This window comes from Mesorhizobium sp. M7A.F.Ca.CA.001.04.2.1, from assembly GCF_003998485.1.
Classification (GTDB): Bacteria; Pseudomonadota; Alphaproteobacteria; order Rhizobiales; family Rhizobiaceae; genus Mesorhizobium; species Mesorhizobium ciceri.
This window is the reverse complement of record NZ_RZQT01000007.1, coordinates 18,594-40,232: the sequence shown is the minus strand read 5'-3', so window position 1 is coordinate 40,232 and position 21,639 is coordinate 18,594. Positions and strand designations below refer to the sequence as shown.

Annotated in this window: 30 protein-coding genes and 1 tRNA gene; 24 read left to right on the top strand and 7 right to left on the bottom strand. The window is 60.6% G+C overall.

What is annotated here, in order from left to right; genetic code table 11:
- Positions 1 to 13: 13 nt before the first annotated feature.
- The 5 genes from EN955_RS04160 to EN955_RS04140 all read left to right on the top strand — a co-directional run bounded on the left by EN955_RS04160 (position 14) and on the right by EN955_RS04140 (position 4,616).
- The gene (locus EN955_RS04160) at positions 14 to 1,132 is read left to right on the top strand and encodes a branched-chain amino acid ABC transporter substrate-binding protein (protein WP_245265327.1); all 1,119 of its coding nucleotides are present in this window, start codon (positions 14 to 16) and stop codon (positions 1,130 to 1,132) included.
- 118 nt (positions 1,133 to 1,250) lie between these two features.
- The gene (locus tag EN955_RS04155; RefSeq protein WP_024503224.1) at positions 1,251 to 2,162 is read left to right on the top strand and encodes a branched-chain amino acid ABC transporter permease; all 912 of its coding nucleotides are present in this window, start codon (positions 1,251 to 1,253) and stop codon (positions 2,160 to 2,162) included.
- Positions 2,162 to 3,121 (top strand): branched-chain amino acid ABC transporter permease, encoded by a 960-nt coding sequence (locus EN955_RS04150; protein ID WP_245265326.1) that lies wholly within the window; start codon positions 2,162 to 2,164, stop codon positions 3,119 to 3,121. Before EN955_RS04155 ends, EN955_RS04150 begins: the two co-directional genes overlap by 1 nt.
- A gap of 2 nt (positions 3,122 to 3,123) precedes the next feature.
- Complete coding sequence (locus EN955_RS04145; RefSeq protein WP_024503222.1) at positions 3,124 to 3,888, top strand: ABC transporter ATP-binding protein; 765 nt, start codon at positions 3,124 to 3,126, stop codon at positions 3,886 to 3,888.
- Positions 3,888 to 4,616 (top strand): ABC transporter ATP-binding protein, encoded by a 729-nt coding sequence (locus EN955_RS04140; protein WP_024503221.1) that lies wholly within the window; start codon positions 3,888 to 3,890, stop codon positions 4,614 to 4,616. Before EN955_RS04145 ends, EN955_RS04140 begins: the two co-directional genes overlap by 1 nt.
- Before the next feature lie 388 nt (positions 4,617 to 5,004).
- Here the strand turns inward: EN955_RS04140 and EN955_RS04135 are convergent.
- From EN955_RS04135 to EN955_RS04125, 3 genes are all read right to left on the bottom strand, one after another.
- Positions 5,005 to 5,094: transfer RNA gene (locus tag EN955_RS04135), tRNA-Ser, on the bottom strand.
- Positions 5,095 to 5,167: 73 nt separating this feature from the next.
- On the bottom strand, positions 5,168 to 6,373 hold the full coding sequence (locus EN955_RS04130; RefSeq protein ID WP_024503220.1) for a site-specific integrase: 1,206 nt from the start codon (positions 6,371 to 6,373) through the stop codon (positions 5,168 to 5,170).
- Entirely contained in the window at positions 6,370 to 6,870 is a 501-nt protein-coding gene (locus EN955_RS04125; RefSeq protein ID WP_024503219.1) for a hypothetical protein, read from the bottom strand. The genes EN955_RS04130 and EN955_RS04125 overlap by 4 nt, the downstream gene beginning before the upstream one ends.
- Positions 6,871 to 7,021: 151 nt before the next feature.
- Here EN955_RS04125 and EN955_RS04120 point away from each other — a divergent pair, with 151 nt between their 5' ends.
- From EN955_RS04120 to EN955_RS04095, 6 genes are read left to right on the top strand one after another with little or no spacing between them, the layout of a single operon-like run.
- Complete coding sequence (locus EN955_RS04120; RefSeq protein WP_024503218.1) at positions 7,022 to 7,231, top strand: hypothetical protein; 210 nt, start codon at positions 7,022 to 7,024, stop codon at positions 7,229 to 7,231.
- The gene (locus EN955_RS04115; RefSeq protein ID WP_024503217.1) at positions 7,228 to 7,557 is read left to right on the top strand and encodes a hypothetical protein; all 330 of its coding nucleotides are present in this window, start codon (positions 7,228 to 7,230) and stop codon (positions 7,555 to 7,557) included. Before EN955_RS04120 ends, EN955_RS04115 begins: the two co-directional genes overlap by 4 nt.
- Complete coding sequence (locus tag EN955_RS04110; protein ID WP_024503216.1) at positions 7,554 to 7,745, top strand: hypothetical protein; 192 nt, start codon at positions 7,554 to 7,556, stop codon at positions 7,743 to 7,745. The genes EN955_RS04115 and EN955_RS04110 overlap by 4 nt, the downstream gene beginning before the upstream one ends.
- Positions 7,742 to 8,314 carry a DUF3102 domain-containing protein gene (locus EN955_RS04105; protein ID WP_024503215.1) on the top strand — a complete coding sequence of 191 codons (573 nt, stop codon included), beginning with the start codon at positions 7,742 to 7,744 and terminating at the stop codon, positions 8,312 to 8,314. The genes EN955_RS04110 and EN955_RS04105 overlap by 4 nt, the downstream gene beginning before the upstream one ends.
- Positions 8,311 to 8,901 (top strand): hypothetical protein, encoded by a 591-nt coding sequence (locus EN955_RS04100; RefSeq protein ID WP_024503214.1) that lies wholly within the window; start codon positions 8,311 to 8,313, stop codon positions 8,899 to 8,901. Before EN955_RS04105 ends, EN955_RS04100 begins: the two co-directional genes overlap by 4 nt.
- Positions 8,898 to 9,191, top strand: coding sequence for a DUF6074 family protein (locus EN955_RS04095; protein ID WP_024503213.1), 294 nt, complete (start codon positions 8,898 to 8,900; stop codon positions 9,189 to 9,191). The genes EN955_RS04100 and EN955_RS04095 overlap by 4 nt, the downstream gene beginning before the upstream one ends.
- Positions 9,192 to 9,229: 38 nt before the next feature.
- Here the strand turns inward: EN955_RS04095 and EN955_RS04090 are convergent, their stop codons facing one another.
- On the bottom strand, positions 9,230 to 9,538 hold the full coding sequence (locus EN955_RS04090) for a hypothetical protein (RefSeq protein ID WP_024503212.1): 309 nt from the start codon (positions 9,536 to 9,538) through the stop codon (positions 9,230 to 9,232).
- 144 nt (positions 9,539 to 9,682) lie between these two features.
- Positions 9,683 to 9,943 carry a hypothetical protein gene (locus EN955_RS04085; RefSeq protein ID WP_024503211.1) on the bottom strand — a complete coding sequence of 87 codons (261 nt, stop codon included), beginning with the start codon at positions 9,941 to 9,943 and terminating at the stop codon, positions 9,683 to 9,685.
- A gap of 515 nt (positions 9,944 to 10,458) precedes the next feature.
- Between EN955_RS04085 and EN955_RS04075 the strand changes: the two genes are divergently transcribed.
- The 8 genes from EN955_RS04075 to EN955_RS04040 all read left to right on the top strand — a co-directional run bounded on the left by EN955_RS04075 (position 10,459) and on the right by EN955_RS04040 (position 16,874).
- Complete coding sequence (locus EN955_RS04075; RefSeq protein WP_024503209.1) at positions 10,459 to 11,427, top strand: hypothetical protein; 969 nt, start codon at positions 10,459 to 10,461, stop codon at positions 11,425 to 11,427.
- Positions 11,428 to 11,854: 427 nt separating this feature from the next.
- A complete protein-coding gene (locus EN955_RS04070) occupies positions 11,855 to 12,394 on the top strand; it encodes a hypothetical protein (RefSeq protein ID WP_024503207.1) in 540 nt (179 codons plus the stop codon).
- A 124-nt stretch (positions 12,395 to 12,518) separates the two neighbouring features.
- A complete protein-coding gene (locus EN955_RS04065; protein ID WP_127219394.1) occupies positions 12,519 to 12,815 on the top strand; it encodes a hypothetical protein in 297 nt (98 codons plus the stop codon).
- A gap of 2 nt (positions 12,816 to 12,817) precedes the next feature.
- On the top strand, positions 12,818 to 13,153 hold the full coding sequence (locus EN955_RS04060; RefSeq protein ID WP_024503205.1) for a hypothetical protein: 336 nt from the start codon (positions 12,818 to 12,820) through the stop codon (positions 13,151 to 13,153).
- A 5-nt stretch (positions 13,154 to 13,158) separates the two neighbouring features.
- Positions 13,159 to 13,818, top strand: coding sequence for a DUF6441 family protein (locus EN955_RS04055; RefSeq protein WP_024503204.1), 660 nt, complete (start codon positions 13,159 to 13,161; stop codon positions 13,816 to 13,818).
- Positions 13,808 to 16,060, top strand: a complete 2,253-nt coding sequence (locus EN955_RS04050) for a phage tail tape measure protein (RefSeq protein WP_024503203.1) — start codon at positions 13,808 to 13,810, stop codon at positions 16,058 to 16,060. Before EN955_RS04055 ends, EN955_RS04050 begins: the two co-directional genes overlap by 11 nt.
- Positions 16,057 to 16,383, top strand: a complete 327-nt coding sequence (locus EN955_RS04045) for a hypothetical protein (RefSeq protein WP_024503202.1) — start codon at positions 16,057 to 16,059, stop codon at positions 16,381 to 16,383. The genes EN955_RS04050 and EN955_RS04045 overlap by 4 nt, the downstream gene beginning before the upstream one ends.
- A 119-nt stretch (positions 16,384 to 16,502) precedes the next feature.
- Complete coding sequence (locus EN955_RS04040; RefSeq protein ID WP_127219143.1) at positions 16,503 to 16,874, top strand: hypothetical protein; 372 nt, start codon at positions 16,503 to 16,505, stop codon at positions 16,872 to 16,874.
- 230 nt (positions 16,875 to 17,104) lie between these two features.
- On the opposite strand, the gene EN955_RS04035 is transcribed toward EN955_RS04040, so the two are convergent.
- Together EN955_RS04035 and EN955_RS04030 are read right to left on the bottom strand one after the other, a co-directional pair.
- Entirely contained in the window at positions 17,105 to 17,914 is an 810-nt protein-coding gene (locus EN955_RS04035; RefSeq protein ID WP_024503200.1) for a hypothetical protein, read from the bottom strand.
- Positions 17,915 to 17,920: 6 nt separating this feature from the next.
- Positions 17,921 to 18,310: a hypothetical protein gene (locus tag EN955_RS04030; RefSeq protein ID WP_024503199.1), complete on the bottom strand. Its 390-nt coding sequence runs from the start codon at positions 18,308 to 18,310 to the stop codon at positions 17,921 to 17,923.
- Positions 18,311 to 18,615: 305 nt separating this feature from the next.
- Between EN955_RS04030 and EN955_RS04025 the strand changes: the two genes are divergently transcribed.
- The 5 genes from EN955_RS04025 to EN955_RS04005 all read left to right on the top strand — a co-directional run bounded on the left by EN955_RS04025 (position 18,616) and on the right by EN955_RS04005 (position 21,629).
- A complete protein-coding gene (locus EN955_RS04025; protein WP_024503198.1) occupies positions 18,616 to 19,041 on the top strand; it encodes a hypothetical protein in 426 nt (141 codons plus the stop codon).
- Positions 19,035 to 19,496 (top strand): hypothetical protein, encoded by a 462-nt coding sequence (locus tag EN955_RS04020; RefSeq protein ID WP_024503197.1) that lies wholly within the window; start codon positions 19,035 to 19,037, stop codon positions 19,494 to 19,496. Before EN955_RS04025 ends, EN955_RS04020 begins: the two co-directional genes overlap by 7 nt.
- Before the next feature lie 222 nt (positions 19,497 to 19,718).
- Positions 19,719 to 19,862 carry a hypothetical protein gene (locus tag EN955_RS34725; protein WP_155924949.1) on the top strand — a complete coding sequence of 48 codons (144 nt, stop codon included), beginning with the start codon at positions 19,719 to 19,721 and terminating at the stop codon, positions 19,860 to 19,862.
- Positions 19,863 to 20,443: 581 nt separating this feature from the next.
- Positions 20,444 to 21,307, top strand: a complete 864-nt coding sequence (locus tag EN955_RS04010) for an ATP-dependent DNA ligase (protein WP_024505500.1) — start codon at positions 20,444 to 20,446, stop codon at positions 21,305 to 21,307.
- Between the two features lie 79 nt (positions 21,308 to 21,386).
- Positions 21,387 to 21,629 carry a hypothetical protein gene (locus EN955_RS04005; protein ID WP_024505501.1) on the top strand — a complete coding sequence of 81 codons (243 nt, stop codon included), beginning with the start codon at positions 21,387 to 21,389 and terminating at the stop codon, positions 21,627 to 21,629.
- Positions 21,630 to 21,639: the final 10 nt, after the last annotated feature.

Here is a 21,639-nt window from a genome sequence, read left to right as displayed (position 1 = left end):
ATGGAGAGAATTAATGGTTGTTTCCTTCAAGAGGCTTGCCAAGAGGCTTGCTTGCGCCACCGCCCTTGCCGGGCTGGCTATGACCACGATGGCCGCGGCTGCCGACATCAAGATCGGCATCGTGGCCCCCATGACTGGCCAACTGGCCAGTGAAGGGCAGGATATGGAGAACGCCGTGAAGATGGCGATCGATGCCGTCAACGCCAAGGGCGGCGTCAACGGCGACAAGATCACCACCACCACCGCCGACGACGCCTGCGATCCCCAGCAGGCGGTGACCGCAGGCAGCAAGCTTGTCTCGGAAGGCGTGACCGCCATCGTCGGCGGCTACTGCTCGGGCGCCGTCTTGCCGACATTGAAGATCTATGGTGACGCCGGCATTCCGTTCGTCATCATCGGAGCGAACTCGACCAAGCTGGTCGCCGCCAATCAGGGCAATGCTTTCCTCGCCAATTCGACCGGCGACATGCAGGCGACGACAGCCGTCGAACTCTTCAAGAAGAACGGCTACAAGAAGATCGCGGTCGTGGACGAAGGCGATGCCTATTCGTCCGACCTGGCCAAGCTGACCGCCGAAGCTTTCAAGAGTGCTGGCGGCGAAATTGCCGCCAAGGAGACCACCACGGCCGGCGAGCAGGACTATTCGGCGGTCGTCACCAAGATCAAGTCGAGCGGCGCCGATGCTGTCTTCTGGACCGCCTACCATGCCGGTGGTGCCCTGCTCACCAAACAACTTCGGCAGGCCGGGTTCCAGGGCGGCATCGTGCTGGGCGACGGCAACAATTCGCCGGAATATCTGGAGATCGCCGGTTCGGCCGGTGAGGGCGTGTATCTGTTGTCTCCGCCCACCGTCGACCTCTTGTCCGGCGCCGCCGACTTCAAGGCCAAGTACAAGGAAACCTATGGCCGCGACGCGGGCGCCTATGCGGCGCTCTCCCATGATGTGGGCGGCCTGATCGCCGATGCGATCACGCGGGCCAAGTCGGCGGATCAGAAGGCGATCATCGAGGCGCTCAAGGCGAGCGACTTCAAGGGCCTTGCCGGTGAAATCAAGTTCACCGACAAGAACACGCTCCAGACCTCGAACTTCCGCCCGGTGATCGCCAAGGGCGGCAAGTGGGTAGCCGAATAAAGGCTAACAGGATTGACGCCGAGGCAGGCCTTGTGGCGGCCTCGGCGTCACCGCCGATTGTCTGGCGCGCTGACGCGGCGCCCAGCCAAGACTTTTTCAATTCTGCCCTGGAGCATCAATGACGCTCGACCTGCTTATTCAGCAACTGGTGAACGGTCTTATCGTCGGCTCGTTCTATGCCCTGATCGCGCTTGGCTACAGCATGGTCTTTGGCGTCATCAAGCTCCTGAATTTCGCCCATGGCGACATCTACATGAACGGCGCCTTCGTCGGCCTCATCGTGTTTTCCTTCGTCGGCATATGGGTCGGCAATGGCTGGCTGGGCGTGGTCTGCGCCCTGCTTGTGTCGATGCTGGCTGTCGGCTTGCTCGGCGTCATCATCGAGCGCTTCGCCTATCGGCCGATGCGCAATGCGCCGCGCCTGTCCATCCTCATCACGGCGCTCGGTGCGTCGATGGTGTTGAACGGCACGGCACTCGCGCTGACAGGCGGGCGGCATTACGCCTTCAACACGGACCTCGGTTTTGCCGGTGTCGACATTTCCACCGTTCACATCACCTACACGCAGATGGTGCTGGTGGCCGCCTCCATCGCTCTTATGACAGGCATGCAGGCCTTTGTCTCACGCACCATGTACGGCAAGGCGATGCGCGCCGTGTCCATCGACATGGGGGCGAGCCGCCTGATGGGCATCGATGTCGACCGGGTGATCGCGTTGACCTTTTTCATGGGTTCGGCGCTCGCCGCCGGCGGCGGGGTCATGGCCGGCGCCTATTATGGCAGTGTCCATTTCTTCATGGGCTTCATCATGGGGCTCAAGGCCTTCACCGCCGCGGTCATAGGCGGGATCGGCAGCGTGCCGGGCGCCATGCTCGGCGGCTTGCTGCTCGGCCTGCTCGAGGCTTTCGGTTCGTCCTTGCCCTTCGTCGGCTCGGAATGGCGTGACGTCTTCGTGTTCGGGACCCTGATCCTGTTCCTTGTGTTCAAGCCGACCGGCCTTCTTGGACGCTCTGTCGTGGAGCGGGTGTGATGATCGACGAAGTGAGAACCATGCCGGCCGCCGGGCAACAGCAATTGATGCGCTGGTCCGTCGTGCTGCCCAGCCTGGCGGCGCTCGCCGTCGCGCTGGTCTTGCCGCAATTTGCCAACGCCTATGTGACGGAGGTGGCAACTACGGCGCTGCTCTATGTCGTTCTGTGCCTCGGCCTCAACATTGTCGTCGGCTATGCGGGCCTGCTCGACCTCGGCTACGCCGCCTTCTTCGCGGTCGGCGCCTACACGTCAGGCATCCTGACCGCGGAATTCGGCTTCAACTTCTGGCTCACCATCCCGGTCGCCATGGCGGCAGCCTGCGTGGCCGGCATCATCATCGGGGCTCCGACATTGAGACTGCGCAGCGACTATCTGGCGATCGTGACGCTGGGCTTCGGCGAGATCGTGCGCATCATCGCCCGCAACCTCGACATCACCGGTGGCGCCAGCGGCCTCATCGGCATCGAGCGGCCGGAGATCTTCGGCTTCAAGCTGATGCAGGTGCAGCACTTCTACTATGCGTTCCTGGTGCTTGCGCTGCTCACCGCCTTCGTCTGTCTGAGCGTCGAGCGATCGCGAATGGGACGAGCCTGGTTTTATGTTCGCTATGACGAGGACGCTGCCGCCGGTATCGGCATCAACCGTGTCACGGCCAAGCTGCAAGCCTATATGATGGGCGCTGTGATCGCTTCCGTGGCCGGATGCCTCTACGCCGCCAAGATGACGGCCATTTCGCCGGAGAGTTTCACCTTCAACCAATCGCTGCTCATCCTTCTCGGTGTCGTCCTGGGCGGCATGGGCCGCATTCCCGGCGTCGTCCTTGGTGCTGTTCTCGTGGCCCTGCTTCCGGAGGTGCTGCGCGGCGCGGGGACCTATCGTCCCCTGGTGACCGCAATTGCGCTGCTGGCAATCATGCTCTTCAGGCCGAACGGGCTGTGGCCGGACAAGCGAGTTTGACCATGGCGCTGCTGGAAGTCCGCGACCTGCGCCTCAGTTTCGGAGGACTGAAAGTCCTTCACGACATTTCGTTCTCAGTTGAGAAAGGCGCCATCAACAGTCTTATCGGGCCGAACGGGGCCGGCAAGACATCACTCTTCAATTGCCTGACCGGCTTCTACAAGCCGAAGGGCGGCTCGATCAGTCTGGGCGGCCGGCCGATCACCGGCTTGCCGCCGCATCGCATCACCGCGCTCGGCCTCGCCCGTACGTTCCAGAACATCCGGCTGTTCAAGGAAATGACCGTTCTGGAAAACGCCATGTCCGGCCAGCATTGCCGCAGCCGCCACGGCATCGTGTCGGCGATCCTGCACTTGCCTGCACAGCGGCGCGAAGAGGAGGAGATCCGCGCGACCGGCATGCGCTGGCTCGATTTCGTCGGCATCCAGCAGCATGCGCATCGCCGCGCCGGCGGTCTCTCTTATGGCGATCAACGGCGGCTCGAACTCGCAAGAGCCCTGGCGTCGGCGCCTACGCTCATCCTGCTGGACGAGCCTGCCGCCGGCCTGAACGAGCGCGAGAAGCTGGACCTTGTACACCTGATCCGCCGCATCCGTGACGAAACCGGTGTCACCGTCCTGCTGATCGAGCACGACATGGGCCTGGTCATGCAAGTGTCGGAGAAGATCGTGGTGTTCGACTACGGTCAGAAGATCGCCGACGGGCCGCCGGAGGCCGTGCGAGCAGACCCTCGGGTCATCGAAGCCTATCTCGGTACGGAGGAATGATGGAAGCCGAAATCGTTCTTTCCGCGGACCGCATCGTCGCGCGCTATGACGGCATCGAAGCCCTTCATGGCGTCAGTCTTTCTGTCAAACGCGGCCAGATCGTCGCCCTGCTTGGCGCGAATGGTGCAGGCAAGAGCACCACCCTGCGCACGCTGTCCGGCCTTGTTGCCGCATCCTCCGGATGTGTCCGCTTCCTGGGCGAGGACATAACCAAAGTCCCTGCCCATCGCCTGCCGCATCGCGGGCTCGTCCACGTCCCGGAGGGAAGGCGTATTTTCGGCGACATGACGATCAGGGAGAACCTTGACCTGGGCTCGTTTACGCTTGCCGACGACGTCGAGCGCCGGCGACGGCTGGACCATGTTTTCGAGCTCTTTCCCATCTTGGCGCGCCGGCAGAATGGCGATGCAAGGAACCTCTCGGGCGGTGAGCAGCAGATGCTGGCGATCGGCAGAGCCCTCATGGCCGCGCCCAAGGTGCTGTTGCTCGATGAGCCTTCCATGGGTCTGGCGCCGCAACTGATCAAGGAAGTCATGAACATCGTGCAGCGCCTCAATCGTGAAGGCGTGACCATCCTGCTTGTGGAGCAGAATAGCAAAGTCGCCCTGAAATTCGCCGACTACGGCTACGTTCTCAAGGCCGGACGCGTTGTTCTTGAGGGACCAGGCAGCGATCTCGCGAGCAATGAAGCGGTTATCAGCGCCTATTTAGGTGGCGTCGCTGCTTAGCTCGCAAATCTGCCAACGCCCGGATTTTTACAAATGATGCCGCCGCTCCAGTCCATGATTTGTCCGCCTTGCAGGAGTGGGATCAGCCACAACGAGGCGGAGCATATCGAACTCGGATACGCCGTCCCAAAGGGGTAGTTGCGTGAGCCTGCCGAGGGAACACCGGCACTGCGACAGGCTGCCTGGACGATCGGGAAGCGGTCTAATCAGGCAACAGAACCGGTTGTTTCAAGCGCCGCAGGATGTGTCTGCCAACGAAATGGGCCGGGAAGAGCACCATAGTTGTGGTTCACAGAGCGTGGTCTGCGGCAGCCTGGACCTGGCAAAAAGTGCGCGACCTCCACGTCGATCTTGGGCGGGCGCATCTGACTGGCTGCAGGGGCGTCAGTGGCGGAGGAAGTGGGATTCGAACCCACGGTGAGCTTGCACCCACGCCGGTTTTCAAGACCGGTGCCTTAAACCGCTCGGCCATTCCTCCAACTAATTGCAATCACTGTGCTTTTTTCCATTTGCAGCGGGCTTCGAAAAGCCCTTTGCTACGCACTTTGCAACTATTTGCCTTTTCGCTCGCTGCTTATAGCCGCCTGCAACGCGACGTCAACTTGCTCTGCTGCGTCCGCCTGCATTCCTGGCATGACATGCGAATAAAGGTCTAGCGTGATGCCGATGTTCGAATGCCCCAAACGCTCGCTTGCTATCTTCGGGTGAACGCCGGCCGAAAGCATCTGCGTGGCGTGAGTATGCCGCAAATCGTGGAATCGGATGCGGGGCAGGGATGTCTTGCCGAGAACGCGCACCCACTCATGCGTAAGGGATCGCGGCTGCAAAGGCTGGCCGTCTACCTGGGCCACAACGAAACTGTCGCCGTCTGGCCGAAGGCCAAGGCGAAGCTGCTCCTCGGCCTGGCGCGCCCGATGCGCCCTTAGCTCTGCCACGGTGCTGGCTGACAGCGCCACGGTGCGCGCGCGCCCTGACTTCGGTTCCTTGTACCTCACGCCGTCGCTGGTCTGCTCCGCGCTTTCCTCGATCGACATCTGCCGGCGATTGTCTCCTAGCTCAAGATGGCGCCAGCGTAGGGCAAGGATCTCGCCGCGCCGCAATCCGCACGTCACCGCCAACAGGATCGGGATGAACATCCTCGTCGGCCGAAGAGTCTCAAGCAACGTCGCCGTCTGGCTGACATCGTAGGCGAGCATCTTCTGCCGCTCGACCTTGGGTGGCGTCGTCGCCAAGGCCGGGTTGCGTGACAGCCGCTCCCACGTCACCGCTTGGCCGAGCGCCTTGACCAACACCCGGCGGTAGTGGTGGACAGTGCGGGGCGCCAGCGGCGGTAGCAGCTCACGCTTGTCGCCATCTTTCTTGGTGCGGTGGTCGACGCGCGGTGCCGTCAACGCCGTGGTGAAGGCGGCGTCAATTCGATCGGTTTTCAGCTTTGAGAGGACCACGTTGCCGATCAACGGCGCCAGCCCCTTCCTGCATATCTCGGCATATCGCTCGTGCGTCTTCGGCGCCACCGATGGCTTGATGAAGCCCAGCCATTCGTCAAGGAACTCGGCAACCGTCTGTTTGGTGGGCTCGACATAGAGGCCTTGGTCGAGGACGGTGACGAGGCGGGAGCATTCCTTCTGCGCCTCACGCTTCGTGCCCGTGAAGCTGTGCCATTTGCGTTTTTTCTTTCCGGTCTTCGGGTCGATCTCGCCAACGTCGAGGACGATTGCCCAATGGCCTGGGCTGCGCTCGCGAATGTGGCCTTTCATTCGTCATCCTCCTCATCAATGTGACCGCCTTCATCGATCGCCTTGAACATCATCTTCAGCATTTTCGCTCGGTCCTTGGCCTTGGCTTTGATCTCGTCTGCCGCCTTGCTGAGGTCAATGAATTCTCCGTCCGACCGCAACCGATGAACTTGCTCGGTGATGCTGTTCACCGCCAACGTCAGCTTCGCGATGTCCTGTATAAGAGAACTGTTGAAGGCAAGAGCCATCTTTCCAAGGCGCTGCCAATCGGTTTCGCCGCTTGGATTGAGTGTGTCAGTGATGACTTCCGTCCGGGTCAATATGGTCTCGTGAAGGCTCCTGGTCTGCTTGTAGATTTGATCAATCTCATCATCGATCCGCAAAGCGTTTTGAGCCAAGCGCCGGACAGCGTCTGAGCGGGTGGCAATGCGGTTTTGATATCGCCAGTCGTCGATCGATTTGAGCTCATCATCCGACATCATTATTGGTATGCGATTTTCGCGCGGCGCCTTGGCCATTTCAATTCGTCCCTTCCTATCACTGCCTGTAATCCAATACACCAACAAAATCGGCACAACAAGCACAAGTAGCGCTTGTGCGGAACGTTTTGTGAACCTACAATGAAAATCGGCACAAGTAGCGCTGATTCAAAACGGAGGTTCCAAGACAATGACACTGACTGAAGCACTCTCCCGCGCCACAGTATCGGTGCCGGAAGCCGGAAAGGTCTTTTATGATCTGGGCCGAAATGCATCCTATGACGCCGCCAAGCGCGGAGACATGCCGACTGTGACCATCGGCGGAAAGATCCGGGTTCCGGTGGCGCCCGTCGCAATCAAACTTGGCTTGCAGGTTACGGCGGTGAGGGCGGCCGCATGACCGCTAGGGCGCAGATACAACTCGCTGTAGACAACGGACCGACCGACACCGCGTGGCAGGCAATGGCAAATCAGCCGGAGCGATACGCCCCGCTGATCCGCCGACTGGCAGGCTACTACCTCATGTGCGGCGCCACTGAGAACGACTGTGATTTCCCACAGATCGGGACAGCGATCGAGTTGGCGATGCCAGGCTATGCGGAACTGACCCCAGACGAGACATATTTCGTTCGGGCCGGGGCCGTAGTGGTGATCTGCGGATATCACCCCGATGTCGAGATCGACGGCATGGCGAAGATGTGGATGGCTGATGGAGCGCCCGAATGAGCCTCATGACCGGCTGCGATCACGAGCACAGTGACGTCATCGAACAAGCCGTTGAGTGGTATGCCGCCAACTACGGCGCCTGCGAGCGGCCGATAGTGCCAACGTTGCAAAGGCGGTTCGGTCTGACCGCTCACCAGGCGATCGTCGTCATCCGTGAGACGACATTGCGCAGGGCGCGCGCCGCATGAGCAACCGTCTCCCTATCCTCGCCTCTGAAGCGAAGAAAGCACACAAGGACGTCGGCACGTTCACAGGCATGGCGGCCGTCCAGGCCCTTAAAGCCGGCGAAGTGCTTGCCGAAGCCAAGGCCCTTTGCGGGCACGGGCACTGGGCGGCGTGGCTGAGGTCGACCAGTATCTCAGAAAGGTCGGCACAGCGCTACATGCTCATGCATCGAGCCGGTCTGAAACCCGCCATCGTGGCGGATTTGGGCTTCGCCGCTGCCGAACGCTACGCCGGTCTAGGCATGAAGTTATTGCCGGCCGAGGGCGGCGCCGCTTGCCTCGTCTTCGGTGACGAAGACATCGATCACGTAGGACTAGCGTACTGGTGGCGCGCGACAGGTCCGCACGTTGTTTACTGGTGCATCCAGTTTATCGGAGAAGGCGAAGTTCTTCACCTCCACCATACGATCCCTATCTGGCTACTCGGGGCGATGGAGGTCGACCGAGTTGAGCGTCATGACCTCTACAAGCTGCAGCCAGCGACCCAGGAGGAAGCCCTCGATTTCATCACGCGGTTCGAGGATGCAGCATGATGAAAGACAATGCTGAACAGCGCGCCTTCACGTCGTGGAAACTCGACATGCTCGACGCCATGTCTGTCGACCCCGAGGTGACCGACGCTGACTTCCGCGTGGCCTTCCGAATGATGCAGCATGTCAACAGCGTGTCGCGCATTGCCTGGCCGTCGGTCGATCGCTTGGCGGTGCAGTTGGCGCGATCACGCGACAGCATCATGGCATCTACCAAGCGCCTATGCGCTGCCCTGACAAAGGACGGCCGGCCGCGCCTTCCATGGATGAGAAAGAGCCGGCCGCACAAGCGAGCAGCCAATCAATACGGCTTCATGGGAGACCGCGCGAACATGGTCTTGGATGCCATGCATCAGCGGATGGAAGACTTCGAAAACGATAAGTTTGAGGTGGCAAATCTCCAACCTCAAAACCCGTTTGAGGTGGCAAATCACCCTGGGTTTGAGGTCGCAAATCCACCCTATGTTGAGGTGGCAAATCTCCAACATAAACACCTTAATGGAACTACCTTAGAAGAACACCTTCATTCAAAGGGCTCCGAGGATTGTGAAGCTAGTGCTTACGCGCGAGCCAAGAGGAGAACTGCATGAAGCAGCTTGACCTTCTGGATTGGAACCCGCCTTGCATGCTGATCGCCTTCCCGATGGCGAAGCGTATCGGCAAGATCCGGCGTGTTGCCGAGGTGCTTTCGGCGAGGCGTGGCGCTGCGGCGACGAACTACTGGAAGCAGATGGTTGCCACTATGGGCGGGCAGATGCAACGCGCCGGCTTCGATCGAGACACGATCAATCGCGAACTGCGCGAGTTCCACGATGCCGTTCAGCGCGAGCTTTGGCTGCGATCTGGACATGGCCAGCGGCCAGGAGGCAGCGCCGCGTGACCCGGCTCCACTCTGAGAGCCGGGTCTGCAGTCGGAAATTAGTAGTCGTTGTTCTCGATAACGACGTGACGATGGCGGCGGTGCATCGGGCGGTCGTCCGAACGCTTGACGACGACGACGTCGGGACGATGATGCCTGCGCCAATGATGGCGATTGCCGTTGTCGTAAAACGCCTCGGTGCCATGACGGCGATGATGGAGGCGAGCTCCGTCCTCATTTATGACGACAGCGTCCGAACGATGGTGATGGCGGTGCTGGTTCGTGGTGAGAACGATCGCATCGGCCGACGCAATCGAAGGCGCGGCCAAGCAAAGCGCCAGCGCGCCCAGAATCAGGGTGGTTTTCATTTTCAACTCTCCAAGGAAGTAAGATGCCCTTCGGTCAATAAACACCCTTTGCAGACTTTGGTTCCTGCCTGGAGTGTTAGCCCGCTCGACCAGGCGAATAGCCGCGCCGCCTCCCTGATGGTCTCGGCCAATGAGCGGCAGATTTCACAGCCCAATAGTTTGGCCGGCTTCAACCTGAAGAAAATCTGCGGACGAATTCCGGGACACCGCGTCCTGGAACGCGTCGACGGCAGAGCCGTGGGTGACATCGACCAGCACGGCCGCCGCGGCTTGAACCTTGTCGGCCGCTTCTTCGACCTTGTCGAATCGCATCAGCATTCGATCATGGAGCATCGACAACCGGGCCGCGTGGTAGAGCACGCTGCGCTTGTGATAGTCCGAGTCCAAAGGTTCGAACAGCATCATGGTCCAGACTCCTCAACGCGCAGTTGGCAGTGCGATCTTCAGCAGTCCATTAGCAAACCTTCATTTGCCGCTTTGGTTCCGTTTGCTGCGAGTGAAGATGCATGACCTCCGGCCCGGACCCGCAACTCGACGCCTACATCGCGTCCGTTGAGGCTGCACTCGCGGATCTACGTCGATATGTCGGCCAAGCGGCTGAGCAACCGCCGGCAGCGCCAGTTGTGATGGAACCCGAAAGGCGAACGGACCTGATTGGCAGGGAGTGGATAGAGACCGGTTCGGCAGCGAGCCGGTTCGAGATTTCGAAATTCAGAGTGCTGGCCTGGTGCCAACGCGACGGCAGCTTCGGCTGGAAGCGAGGCGGTCGCTGGTTTGTCTCGATCTCGAAAGTGCAGGCAAAACTAGGCATCCGATAGCCTTGTCGTGTTTGTCGCGTTTGTCGTGTTTCGAGCCCTTCGTCTGTCGTGTTTCGTTCGGCATCTTCGGTGCATGTCCACAGCCCGAAAGTTCGAACGCAGATGAACATCCAAACCATCGTCAAGTCGTTGCGAGGAGGCCAGACGAACACGGCCGACCAGCTTCGTCAGACGCTTGACCAGATCAACATCGAAGGCCTGGAGGCCGCGGCCGAGAAACTGGAAGCCGAACGGCGCCGGGTGCTCCTCGACGGCAGCGACAAGGAACTCGAGGCGATCGAGACCAAGATCGCGGCGGCAAACCGCGACATCGAGCGCGCCTATGCGGCCAAGGCCGAATTGGAGAAGCGCCTCGAGGCAGCCATCGCTGCGGCGACTGAGGCTGAACTCTCCGACCGTTACAACGCCGCGAAGGCCAAAGCCGATGCTGCCGCCAAGTTGCTTCGGAAGGAATACCCCGACCTAGGCCAACGCCTTGTCGAACTGATTAGGGTGGTCGCCGAGGCTGACGTCGCGATCGAGGAAGCCAATAAGCGATTGCCCGAGGATGCTGCTGCGCTGTGGCCTGTCGAGGTGACGGTGCGCCGGCGCCCAGGATCGGAGGAGAAGACCCTCAGCGAGAAGGAAGTCCAGCTTTGGTGTCACGCCGGGTCTTGGGAGATATTGCCCGACAACAGGCAGGGCGAGGCCGAGAAACGCGCCAAGGAGCTTGGAGCCGAAGGGCGGCTGCCTTCCGATGGCATCATCCATATTCACGGCGGCATCCGTGCGGTCGAGCGCCGCTTCATTCGGCGGACCTATCTGCCCCGGACCAGCCCGATCCATTACTCTCCGCTGGCCAGTGTCGTGCTGCCCGGCCTCGTCGCCGGCGACCCTCCCATCTGGGAGCACAGGAACAACAGCACAGACATGCCAAGGCTTGTCCTGGCAAGGATGAGTGATCTCGCGATCATGCGGCCGATGCCGCCTGATGCCGATCAGGAACCGGTCACTCAGCTGATCGCAGTTGCCGATACGCCTGCCAAGGCCAAGGAAGAGCCTGCCACCATCGACATGGCCGAGGAGCCGTGATGATGACGAGTGTTAGCCAAACGCTCGGATTGAATACGCCGACGACCTGGACAGTTGTCGGCGTTGCCCTCGGGATGGTCGAGCGGGTCAGCCACCCGAGGGCGCCCCGCCCCCTATTGAGGTTCCCCACCGCCGTTCAGGCACACAATGGGGGGCCGCAAGGTGCGGGTTTCGCGCGTTTCCGCGATTCTGAAATTCTCGCTTTCCTATCCATAGCGGGCCGCCCGTTCGGCCTCGCACACCCTATTGCCCGACCGTTCCTGTCAGCCCGGTTGAGGCAAAAGAGCCGGATGGTTTCACAGCGGTTGCTGTCCGGCTCGTCAATCAAAGGCGCGGTCACGGCTTATCTTTTCAACGTGGCGTGCGTCGCGGCCAGGATGGTGTTGGTGCACGTCCTGGCCGCATCGATCAGAGGAAACCCCGTAGCATGATACCCAGCACGTTCTCGCCGGCATGGCGGGCCGCTGTCGAGCGCGGTGATGTCTCGCAGTTCAAGAGCCAATCCGACCTCGCCGCCTTCTTCCGCGCGACCAGTATGATTGGTGGTTGCTTCCAGGATCTTCCCGACAGCCAACAAGACAGGGTCGTTGGCCTTCGTGACCGTTTCCCGGCGGCCATAGCCGAGGCAAGGGCAGCAGCCACAAGAGAACGTGAGGCGGCCGACGGTGCGCCGCGCTACATCCTAGGCCGCACCAACCCGGAGCGCATACCGACACTCGCCGAGCTAAAGCCCGAACTCGACGCAATCGAAACAGAGATCGGCAATGTTCCGGACAAGCCGCCGAGCAAATCCGATGGTCAATCAACATGGGTCGAGGTGATCAAGCGCGTCAATGCCAAGCCTGCAAAGCGGACACGGGCAGAGATCGACGCGATGTGGACGAAGGCCACCGAGAAGGTGAATCGAGAACGCGGCTTCAACAGTCTCGCCAGAGAGATCTATGCCCGCCGCAACAGGCAGGCCTGACCGATGACGCCGGGTCCTTCCGACGCCGTACACGTGATGAGGGGACGCAAGGCGCATGTCCCTCGTAGAGATAGGCCGCGCCTAGGGGGTTCCGCCGCCAAGACCAATGCAAGCTTGGAGGCGCATGATGGACGGCAACATTGAAATTCTCGGACGGGCCGCGGCATTGGCGCGGGATGAAGGCTTTGCCGAAGGCAGGAAGCTCGGTGCAGCCGCAGAACGCGAACGCTTCAAGGCGATCGTCGACGTCTGCAAAGGCGATGGCAAGCTCCTAGTGGTGGCTCTCGATCTGGCGGTTGAGATCCCAGGCATGACAGCGGCGCGCACGGTCGAGGTGGCTCGCCGTTTCGCGAAAGCCAATTCACCGGCCAACCGCGACACGCTCCCCGATTCTCTTGCGCAAGCGCAGTTGAGGCCCTGACCATGAGCATTTGGGATCTCCACTACAACGCGTTGTATTCGTCTCCCCTGGCGGTCGACGCGGTGCTGGTCGTTGCCTGTGGTGACCCGCCCAGGACCATCCGGGCATTCGACAAGACCGCGCCCAAGACGATCAGTTTTCAGAGCGGCGATGTGCTGACCATCGCGCCGGCGGCCATGGTGCGAGCGTCCGACCTGGCCGACGTGGATCCAGCCGATCTGCGCGACGCCCAACTGACCCTGAACGGCAAGACGTGGCGTGTCGTCAATCACCAGCCCGTGCCGGCACCGACGGGCGAGGCTGGTGGCGAGATCATGTTGATGTTGTCGGAGGTCTGACCAGAATGGCCAAGCTGGGGTTCCGCTTCAACTCGCCGACTGGTGCGATCGAGCGCGCCATGAAGCGCAACCTTGAGGTTATGGCGAAGGCGGCCACAGGCGCCATGACCCAAGCCGCCACCAGCATCAAAAAGGAGGGCAGATCCGACATCGTGAGCGGCGGGTTTTCGAGGCGGTTCGCCAACTCTTTCAGGACCAACGTCTATCCGAAAACTGGAGCCTCACTCGGCGCGGCCGCTCTGGTTTTCGACACGGTCCCATACTTCGACATTTTCGAGACCGGCGGGCGCGTTGCTGGCAAGCCGATGCTGTGGCTTCCGCTGCCTTCCGCGCCCAAAAGGATAGGGCGCCAGCGCATGACAGCCGAACTCTACATCAAGAGCGTCGGCCCGCTGTTCACCATCAACCGGCCGGGCAAGGCGCCATTGCTCGCCGCCAATGTCGGGGTCTCCGCGAGAACCGGCAAGGTGGGTAAGCTCACCAGCGCCAAGCTGCGCAGGGGGGCGAGCGGTGGCGGCGCGAAACAGGCCGTGCCTTTGTTCGTCGGCGTCGATGACGTCACCCTGAAAAAGCGGTTCAACCTGCGCAGGATTACCGCCGCCCACGCTGCAAAGCTTGGCGCGTATTTCGCCGAAAAACTCAAGGACGAATTGAATGGCCAATGAGATCAAAACGCGCCTGTCCTTCGATGGTGTCGCCGACATCGTCGCCAATCTGAAGCGACTCGGCGCTGCGGGCGAACAGGCCTTTAAATCCATCCAGGCGGCGGCAAACCGCGCCGACTTCCAAAAGTTCACGGCGAGCTTGTCCAAGGCTCGTTCGGACCTCACCAGCTTCGTCAGGAACGTTGCCCTATTGGGTACAAGCCTGACCGCCGTTGCCGGCACTGCAGGGGCCGCGCTGTTCGGTCTTGCGAAATCCTCCGGCGAGGTGGCGGACCAGGCGGGCAAAAGTGCCGAAAAAACGGGACTGCAAACCGAAGCTTACACCCGCCTGGCCTTCGCCGCCGAGATGGCGGACGTAGGCAACGATCAGTTCGTCTCCGGTATGAGCAAATTAAACAGGGCGCTCGCCGAAGCCGTCAAGGGAAGCGACAAGGCTGGCGACACTATCGACGCGGCCGGCGTCAAGGTGACGAAGTTCGGCGGCGCGACCGAAAAGGCGGCCGACAAGACCAAGGCGGCCGGCAACATATTCGACCGGCTTGGCGTAAAGATAAAAGATATCAACGGCAAGCTTCGGCCGACAGAGGACATAGTTTTAGACGTCGCTGACGCCTTCGCTCGGCTGCCGGATGGCGCGTTGAAAGCCGCTTTGGCGATCGAGCTTTTTGGAAAATCCGGTGCCGAACTCTTGCCGTTTCTGAACGCCGGCAAAGCGGGTCTGCAGGATCTCGGCAAGCAGGCCGAGCAGCTTGGCATCGTGCTTACCAAGGAACAGGCCGCCATCGGTGATGCGCTGGGCGATAGCTTGGACAGCATCAAGAAGGCGGCGGCCGGTACACGGTTGCAGATGGGCCTGGTTTTCGGACCCGGCTTGACGGTGCTGGCGAATGGCTTCGCCGACGTGATCAACAATAACCGCCAGGCCTTCGTCGATATGGCGGAGGTTATCAATCGCAACGTTCTGAGCGTCGTAGGCGACCTCCTGCACCTTCTCAGCGGCAACAGCCAGAACGTCAAGAACCCATGGATCAAGGAATGGGCGGCTGCCATTGTGCAGTTCGGCAACGATGTCTCGGGCGTGTTCAACGGCCTGGTGTTGCCGGCATTCAAAGCGCTGCGCGAGGGCGCGCAATTCGTTGCCGATCTGCTTAACCGAGTTTTCGGAACGGACATCACGGCAGGCGAGCTGGCGCTCGGCGCAGCGGTCCTTTCGCTGGTCGGAGCATTTAGCCTGCTCGGCTCGATCATCGGCGTCGTTGTGTCCGGCGTCGGGCTCCTGGCCGGCTTGGTTGGCGGTATCCCGCTGGCCATCGCTGCCGCGGCTGTCGGTGCCGGAATCGCCATACGTGTTTTCTGGACTGACATCCAGGCCGGCGCCGCTGCCGCATGGCAGTTCATCACCGAAGGCGCAGCGGCGGCATGGGCGGCGATCGTCCAAGGTGCCACTGATATTTGGTCGCAGATCGTTGCTGCCTTCGGGGCCGGCCAGCAGATGGCCATTGACGCGTTCAATGCGATCGTCGAGAGCATCGCGGCGGCGTGGGGCGGTCTTATCGAGCGCCTTGGCCAGATCGCGCAACAGATCGTCGAGCGCATCGTGGGGGCCTTCCAAGGCATCACCACGCGCATCTCCGCTATCCTGAACGGCATCGTCGATATCGCCCGCAGCATTCTCGGGCGGGTCTCTGCACTCGTCGACAGCGTCATATCGAAAATCAAATCGGCGATTGAGTTTGCAAAGCAGCTCGCCGGTTTCGGCGGTGGGGATTCGGGTGGGGGCGGATCGTCGACACAAGGCTTCGCCGGCGGCGGCCACCTTGCTCACGGCCCGGGTACCAGCACCAGCGACTCCATCTTCGCAAGATTGAGCGTGGGCGAATTTGTCGTCCGGGCGGCGATCGTCAAGCAACTCGGGGCGGATTTCTTCCATGCGCTGAATTCCGGCGTCATGCCCAATATTGAAGCCTTCCGGGGGTTGGCTAAGGGCTTCAGCGTCGGCGGAGTAGCCGATCACTTCAACCGATCGATGTCGCCGCAGAGATTTGCCGTCGGCGGTCTTGCCAGCAGCCTAAATCTGGCACCATCGGTCAGCAGCGGCGCCATGACCACTGTGCGGCTCGACTTCGGTCTTGGTCCCCAAGATGTGTTCGACCTCATAGGCGAAGATCACATCGTCAGAAAGCTGCAGAATTTCGCGGTCAAGAGCGCGTTGACGTCCCTTGGCAGAAGGCCGATGCGATGAGCAATTTTGACATGCCAGACTTCGATCCCGCCACGATCCCGAAGCCCGGAGATCAGCACAACCCGAAGGTGCGGGCAAACCAGACGGCTTTTCAAGAGCGCTTCGGCGACTTCAAAAGCCGGCATGTCATGGGCCTTCATTTCGGCCCGGCGCCGAAAGGCGAGTGGGTCGGCATCATCCTGGACATGGAAGACGGTTCGACCGTCAAAGTCGCGATCCCGTTCACGCTCTGGCAGCAGTTCGGCAACGAATACGCGCTGGCCATGATGACGTCGGCCGAGATCGTGCAGATGGCATACGGGCCGGCTGGGGGCGAAGCATGATCGCCTGGCTGGCCTTTTTACTCGCATACGGCGTCGTCGCCGCCTTGACCCTTTTTTGAACCCCGAAAGGAAGACCCTACATGCCTGACCTTCTCTCAATTGCGCCACTGACTGCAACGGTGCCGGTGCGCGGCGACCAAGCGATTATTCGCGGCGTCGAGGTGCAAACGATCGCCGACCTCCTGTTCCGCTTCCCGGACTTGCGAAAGATGTGGGCGCGCGGCAATTTCCAGATCGAACCGCTGCTTGGCATGTCTGACACTATCATCGCCGCGTTGATCGCGGCCGGCTGCTCGAACATCGACGAGGCGAATGCAAAGAACCTTTCTCTGGATGAGAAGGCCGAGTTGCTTGCTGCAATCGTGCGCGTGACGATGCCGCGCGGTGCTGCCCCTTTCGTGGCGGCGTTGACCGAAATGGCGGGCACGGTCGGCGGCGGAGCATTGCCCACGGTGCGGGCTACGACCTCGCCCAGGCCATCGAGAGGCTGATCGCCGAAGGGCACTCTCCGGCCGAGGTCTGGCGCTACACCCCGCGCCAGATCGTCGGCTTCATCGGATTCGCAGCCAGGCGTCGCAACCACGATGCGGCGGCAACGCTTGCGCTCGGCGCCTTGGCAGCACGCGGCGATCCGAAGGATTTGAAGAAACAGATCGCTGATCTCGACCGAGAGTGAAGCAACCGATAGGGCGCTCTGCCCTTAAGGAGGTTGAATTGAAAATCACTGTGTTGGAATTGCCTTCCCACGTCGAACTTGTCGTGGATGATACTCCCCCGTTATGCCGCAAGACGGACAGCGGATGGGCAATTTGGTGGGAAGATCCTCCCAAACTAGCATCGTCCCTTCAGCCGACGGCTCGATCTCAATTGGGATCGGCTGTTGGCAACTCGGATTCAGACAACTGACGGTCAGATGCCACGCGTTTTGAAACGCTATTTTGCTTTGCACCTCGCGAAGGGAGGCGGCGAGCATATGCAAGGCAGCTTCCATTGATGCATTGGCTTGGTCTTTCGATTGTCCGTATCCTAGCGCCTTCAGCATCAGGCAGTGGCAATCTGATTGGCCGAAGAACGTCTTCAGGGGCTCGATTGTGAGTTCGTATTGCATCGGAACACGCCAGGTCACGGGCGCAGCAATGTTGTCCCAAATTTCTTTTGCCAACGCGATGTGATTTTCGGCACTCCTATTGAGGCGTCCATCGTCGAAAGCAGTGACAACAAAGGCCCCTGACTGCCATCTGAAGCCGCTCGGGTCATTTTCCCCGCGGTCAAAAGCATGGTGCTCACACCCGCTGGAAAGGATTGGAGATCCAGGAGCCGCCAGTTCGCGGAGCACCGCTTGAAGAGCTGTGCTATCGGCAGCCTCCTTGATTCCTGAGACGAGATCCGGCCTGCCTCTCAAGTCAACCCAGCCATAGTTTCGCGTTCCATCTGGCCGAGCACCGCTCGGACCGTACGGAATCATTGTCTCGGGCTTGTGGATACGGGCAATCGTGTAACCGGGCCCTTGGTAAAGAATTTCGTCGTCCATCGGCACTTATCTCCATGCCTTCCGCCAGCCGGCCGCCATCGCCTCAGCCTCGCTACAGAACCACCGCTCGCCGAACTCGGGCCGGATGCGCGTGCGCGAATAATACTTCTGGCCGGGCACGTGGAAGATATGTTCCCCCGTGTCGATACTGACGTTGCCCTTGATGTTGCATCCAGCGCCTGTGGACAAGAGAGAGGCGCTTGGAGATGCATCGATCTGCACAAGGCTGGGAGCCGCGCCGATGATGTCGGGGTTCTGCGAGAGGAACACGGCCAAAGGCACAAAGATCAGCGCGAGCAGATACGCTGGTCGCAATATGCGGCGGCGTCGCTTCCTGGCGCTGCGCCAGCGGTCAGCCTGGTCGGCCCCGATATGCTGCTTCTGGAATTTGCCCACTGTCTCACTTCCCCGGCGGGGAAGATGCGGCCGTTCTAATAAATAGTCCAGAGAGCGTCGTGCGGCGCCTTAGAATACCGTCGTCATTTTAGAATGAAGTAGAGCGGAACGAGCAACGCGAATGCAGCGACACCCGTGAGAAACAGGTTTGTGGTCATGTCGTGTGGCCCCCCGGCCAATTTTCATCGGCCATACAGCCACGCAATTTAGCTCAAATGCAAGTGACCTCACTCCAGGCCAACCGATCTATTGCGCATAAGCCGCGACTTATGCAATATCCCCGCGTTCTCACAGCGAGGCGCGGCATGCTGGCACGGACGGTCCACCCTTGCGATATCCACGCCATAGCCCGCATGTGCGGCGTCAAGCTCCACAATAGCGCTGACAACCGGTCGAGCGGCCGCAAGCCCGGCCATTGCTACTGCAAGCCGACGGTGCGCGCGATCGGGCGCCGGCATGGCGAGCAACACCTGGCCATGGTGCTGAAGCTCATCAACTCGACTGACAACGGCCATGACCTTCATGCTGCGACGCTGCAGGCGGTCTCAGCGGTGCTCCTGACTGGTGAGGTGGTGCTCAATGCTGCTCTGTTCCTGGCCATGGATGAAATAGACCTGGGCAAGCTCAGGACGGCCGCCAAGGCGCTGCCAGGATCGACGGCCGACGTCATGGCCGGCGCACTGCTGGCGCTGCTCACAGGCCCTGCAATCGCGAGGCGCATCGCATGTTAGCCAGGACCCCTTTCACCGAAATTGAGATCGAGGGCATCGGCACCTATCGGCTTCCGAACCAATGGCAAAGCCAGCGGCTGAGGCGCCTTCGTGGTGAGGAGCGCCACACCGCTGTCCTGGCAACAGGTTGCGGGATGTCGGTGCGCCAGTTCAACAAGCTGCCGGCCGACAAGCAAGCCGAGGTGCACAAGGCCTATCTCGCTCTTATGTCCCCGAGCAATGTCGCGCCGCTGGCAGATCCCGTGCCGGCCAACACTCGAGCAATTCCCCGCGGGCACTTGTCCGACGGGCAGAAGCTGGCGATCGGCCGCTGGCTGCTGCACCACAAGGCAAAATTGCCGCACGGCCATTTTGGACCATGGGTCGAGAAGCAGGAAGGTCTCTGCCGATCGATGGCGCATCAGTGCATGGCGATGGCGAGGAACTGCTACGAAGGCACGGAGGCCGCGGAATAGCGCATCGGCACCTACGGCCATTGGTTCAAAACCTCCATTTGGTCACGCAAGCATGCCGCGTCCGCCCCTACTATCGCAACCAACCCCGCCGCGGCTCGTTTGACCTTTGCTGGTTGATCCCAGCTACTACAGACCCTTCCCGCTGCCGAAAGGTGGCGGGCTTTTTCGTGCATTAGCGGAACCCGCGTTGGCGCTAAAGGGCTTGGGTCCGACCAAAGCCCAATGCCGAAGCGCAAAGGTCTGACCCGTGAAACATTGGAGTTCTTTACACGTTTGATGCAGCTGACGATCAACAGTCCCCTCATCGTCGGTTGGTTGATTACCCGCCACGGCTCGCTTGGCGTGGCGGGTAATCATCACGGATGAGCGAATGCAGCCTGGTGAGATCATTGCAACCCGTTCGCAACAGGGTTTGCCGGCCTGGCGCCATCGTCAAGAATTAGGGCAACCTAATTTTCTGCCGCCCATGAACGATAATCAGCCGCCCAACAGGCTGGGACACGAGCCGCCGCAGGGATGGCAGAGCCCAGGGGTGCTTCTCGCAGCCGCCGCTCTGGTCTCATCCTTATGCGCCCTACTACTGGCATCTTGGATGTCAGGTTGAGCGCTCGGCGCGCCTACCTTCCAACGTTGGCTAAGCTTTAATGCTGGGCGCCGGCGGAATCCTCGTCGAACTCAATGTCAGCTTGTCGACGGTCTTGACAATGGCGGTGGCCAAAGCGGCGGCTTCATGCATGAGCTCCGGCCCATAAAGACCATTTACCGCTTCCTCGCTCGGAAGAACGCCAGGCGGACAATGATCCTCGATTGTTCGCCGGATCAGCGTTAGCGCCGCTCTGCACTCTTCTGTGTCTATCGTCGGCATGCACTGAAACATGCAGGATGGCTAAAATGTTCCGGAACCATTTTAGCGCGCGCTAATTGAATCGCACTATGCGAGTCAGCGCATGCCTCTGAAGTTCATCAAGCCCATGGAACCCGAGCTGGTCGACACGCCACCGCAAGGCGACGAATGGCTCCATGAAATCAAATTCGACGGGTATCGCACCCAAATTATCAAGGATGAAAACGGTATACGGCTGTTCACCAAGAATGGTTACGACTGGACCGGCCGCTACATCGAACTTGCCGGAGAGGCGGAGGCGATCGAGGCGGAAAGTTTCATCATCGATGGCGAGACAATCACGGTCAACGAGGCCGGCCTCTCCGACTTCCGCGCCCTGCAATCAGCCGTTACCCGCCGTAAGCCGTCGCGCGACCTGTATTTGGTGGCGTTCGATCTCCTGCACCTGAACGGGCACGACCTGCGCAACATGCCGGTGGAAGACCGCCGCGAGATCCTGCAGGAACTGATTCCAGCCGTTGGCCGCATTCAGATCAGCAAAGCCATGCCCGGCACTGGCGACGCGGTTTATCACCTGGTCGACAGGGCAGGGCTGGAGGGCATGGTCTCGAAGCGCAAGGGCAGCATCTACCGCAGCGGGCCGACGATGAACTGGCGCAAGATCAAGTGCTATGCCGAAAAGGAAATGGACATCATTGGCGTGCAGCGCGAGGCGGGAAAGCCCGCGATGGTGCTGATGGCCGACAAAGGTCGCTATGCCGGCGGCGCTTTCGTTGCCTTTAAAGCCGACAAGCGCCAGCGCCTGTGGGATCGCGTGCAAGGGAAAGTCGGCGGACCAGTGCCCATCGGTCTAAAGAAAGAAAAGGCCGAATGGCTTAAGCCTGGTCTGGTCGGTCGCGTGCGGTTCCTGAAGGGCGAGGAGAGACTCCGCCATGCCAAGCTGCTCGATTTCCGGGATAAGCAATAGACAGCGCTTGCCAGCCCAAAGCAGATGAGGAATATAATCCTCCCGTTGCGGCGATCACCCTCTAACGGAGTTCGCTACCATGGCTAGGTCAAAACCCTCAAAGCAGTTATCGCAGGCTGAAATCGAGCGCTTTCTCGTGGCGGCAGAAGCGCTGCACCTGAGCATCATCAAGCCATTCATATCGCCGCATTGCGACCACTACCGGGCAACGCATGTCTTGCACGAGGTGTTGTTGAACACCGTGCGGCAAGTCACCGGGAAGGAAGTCGAGTTCATCCAGTGGCACACTACAGGTCCGGTTAGACCGGCTGCCGCAGAGTAGCCCGTTTGGG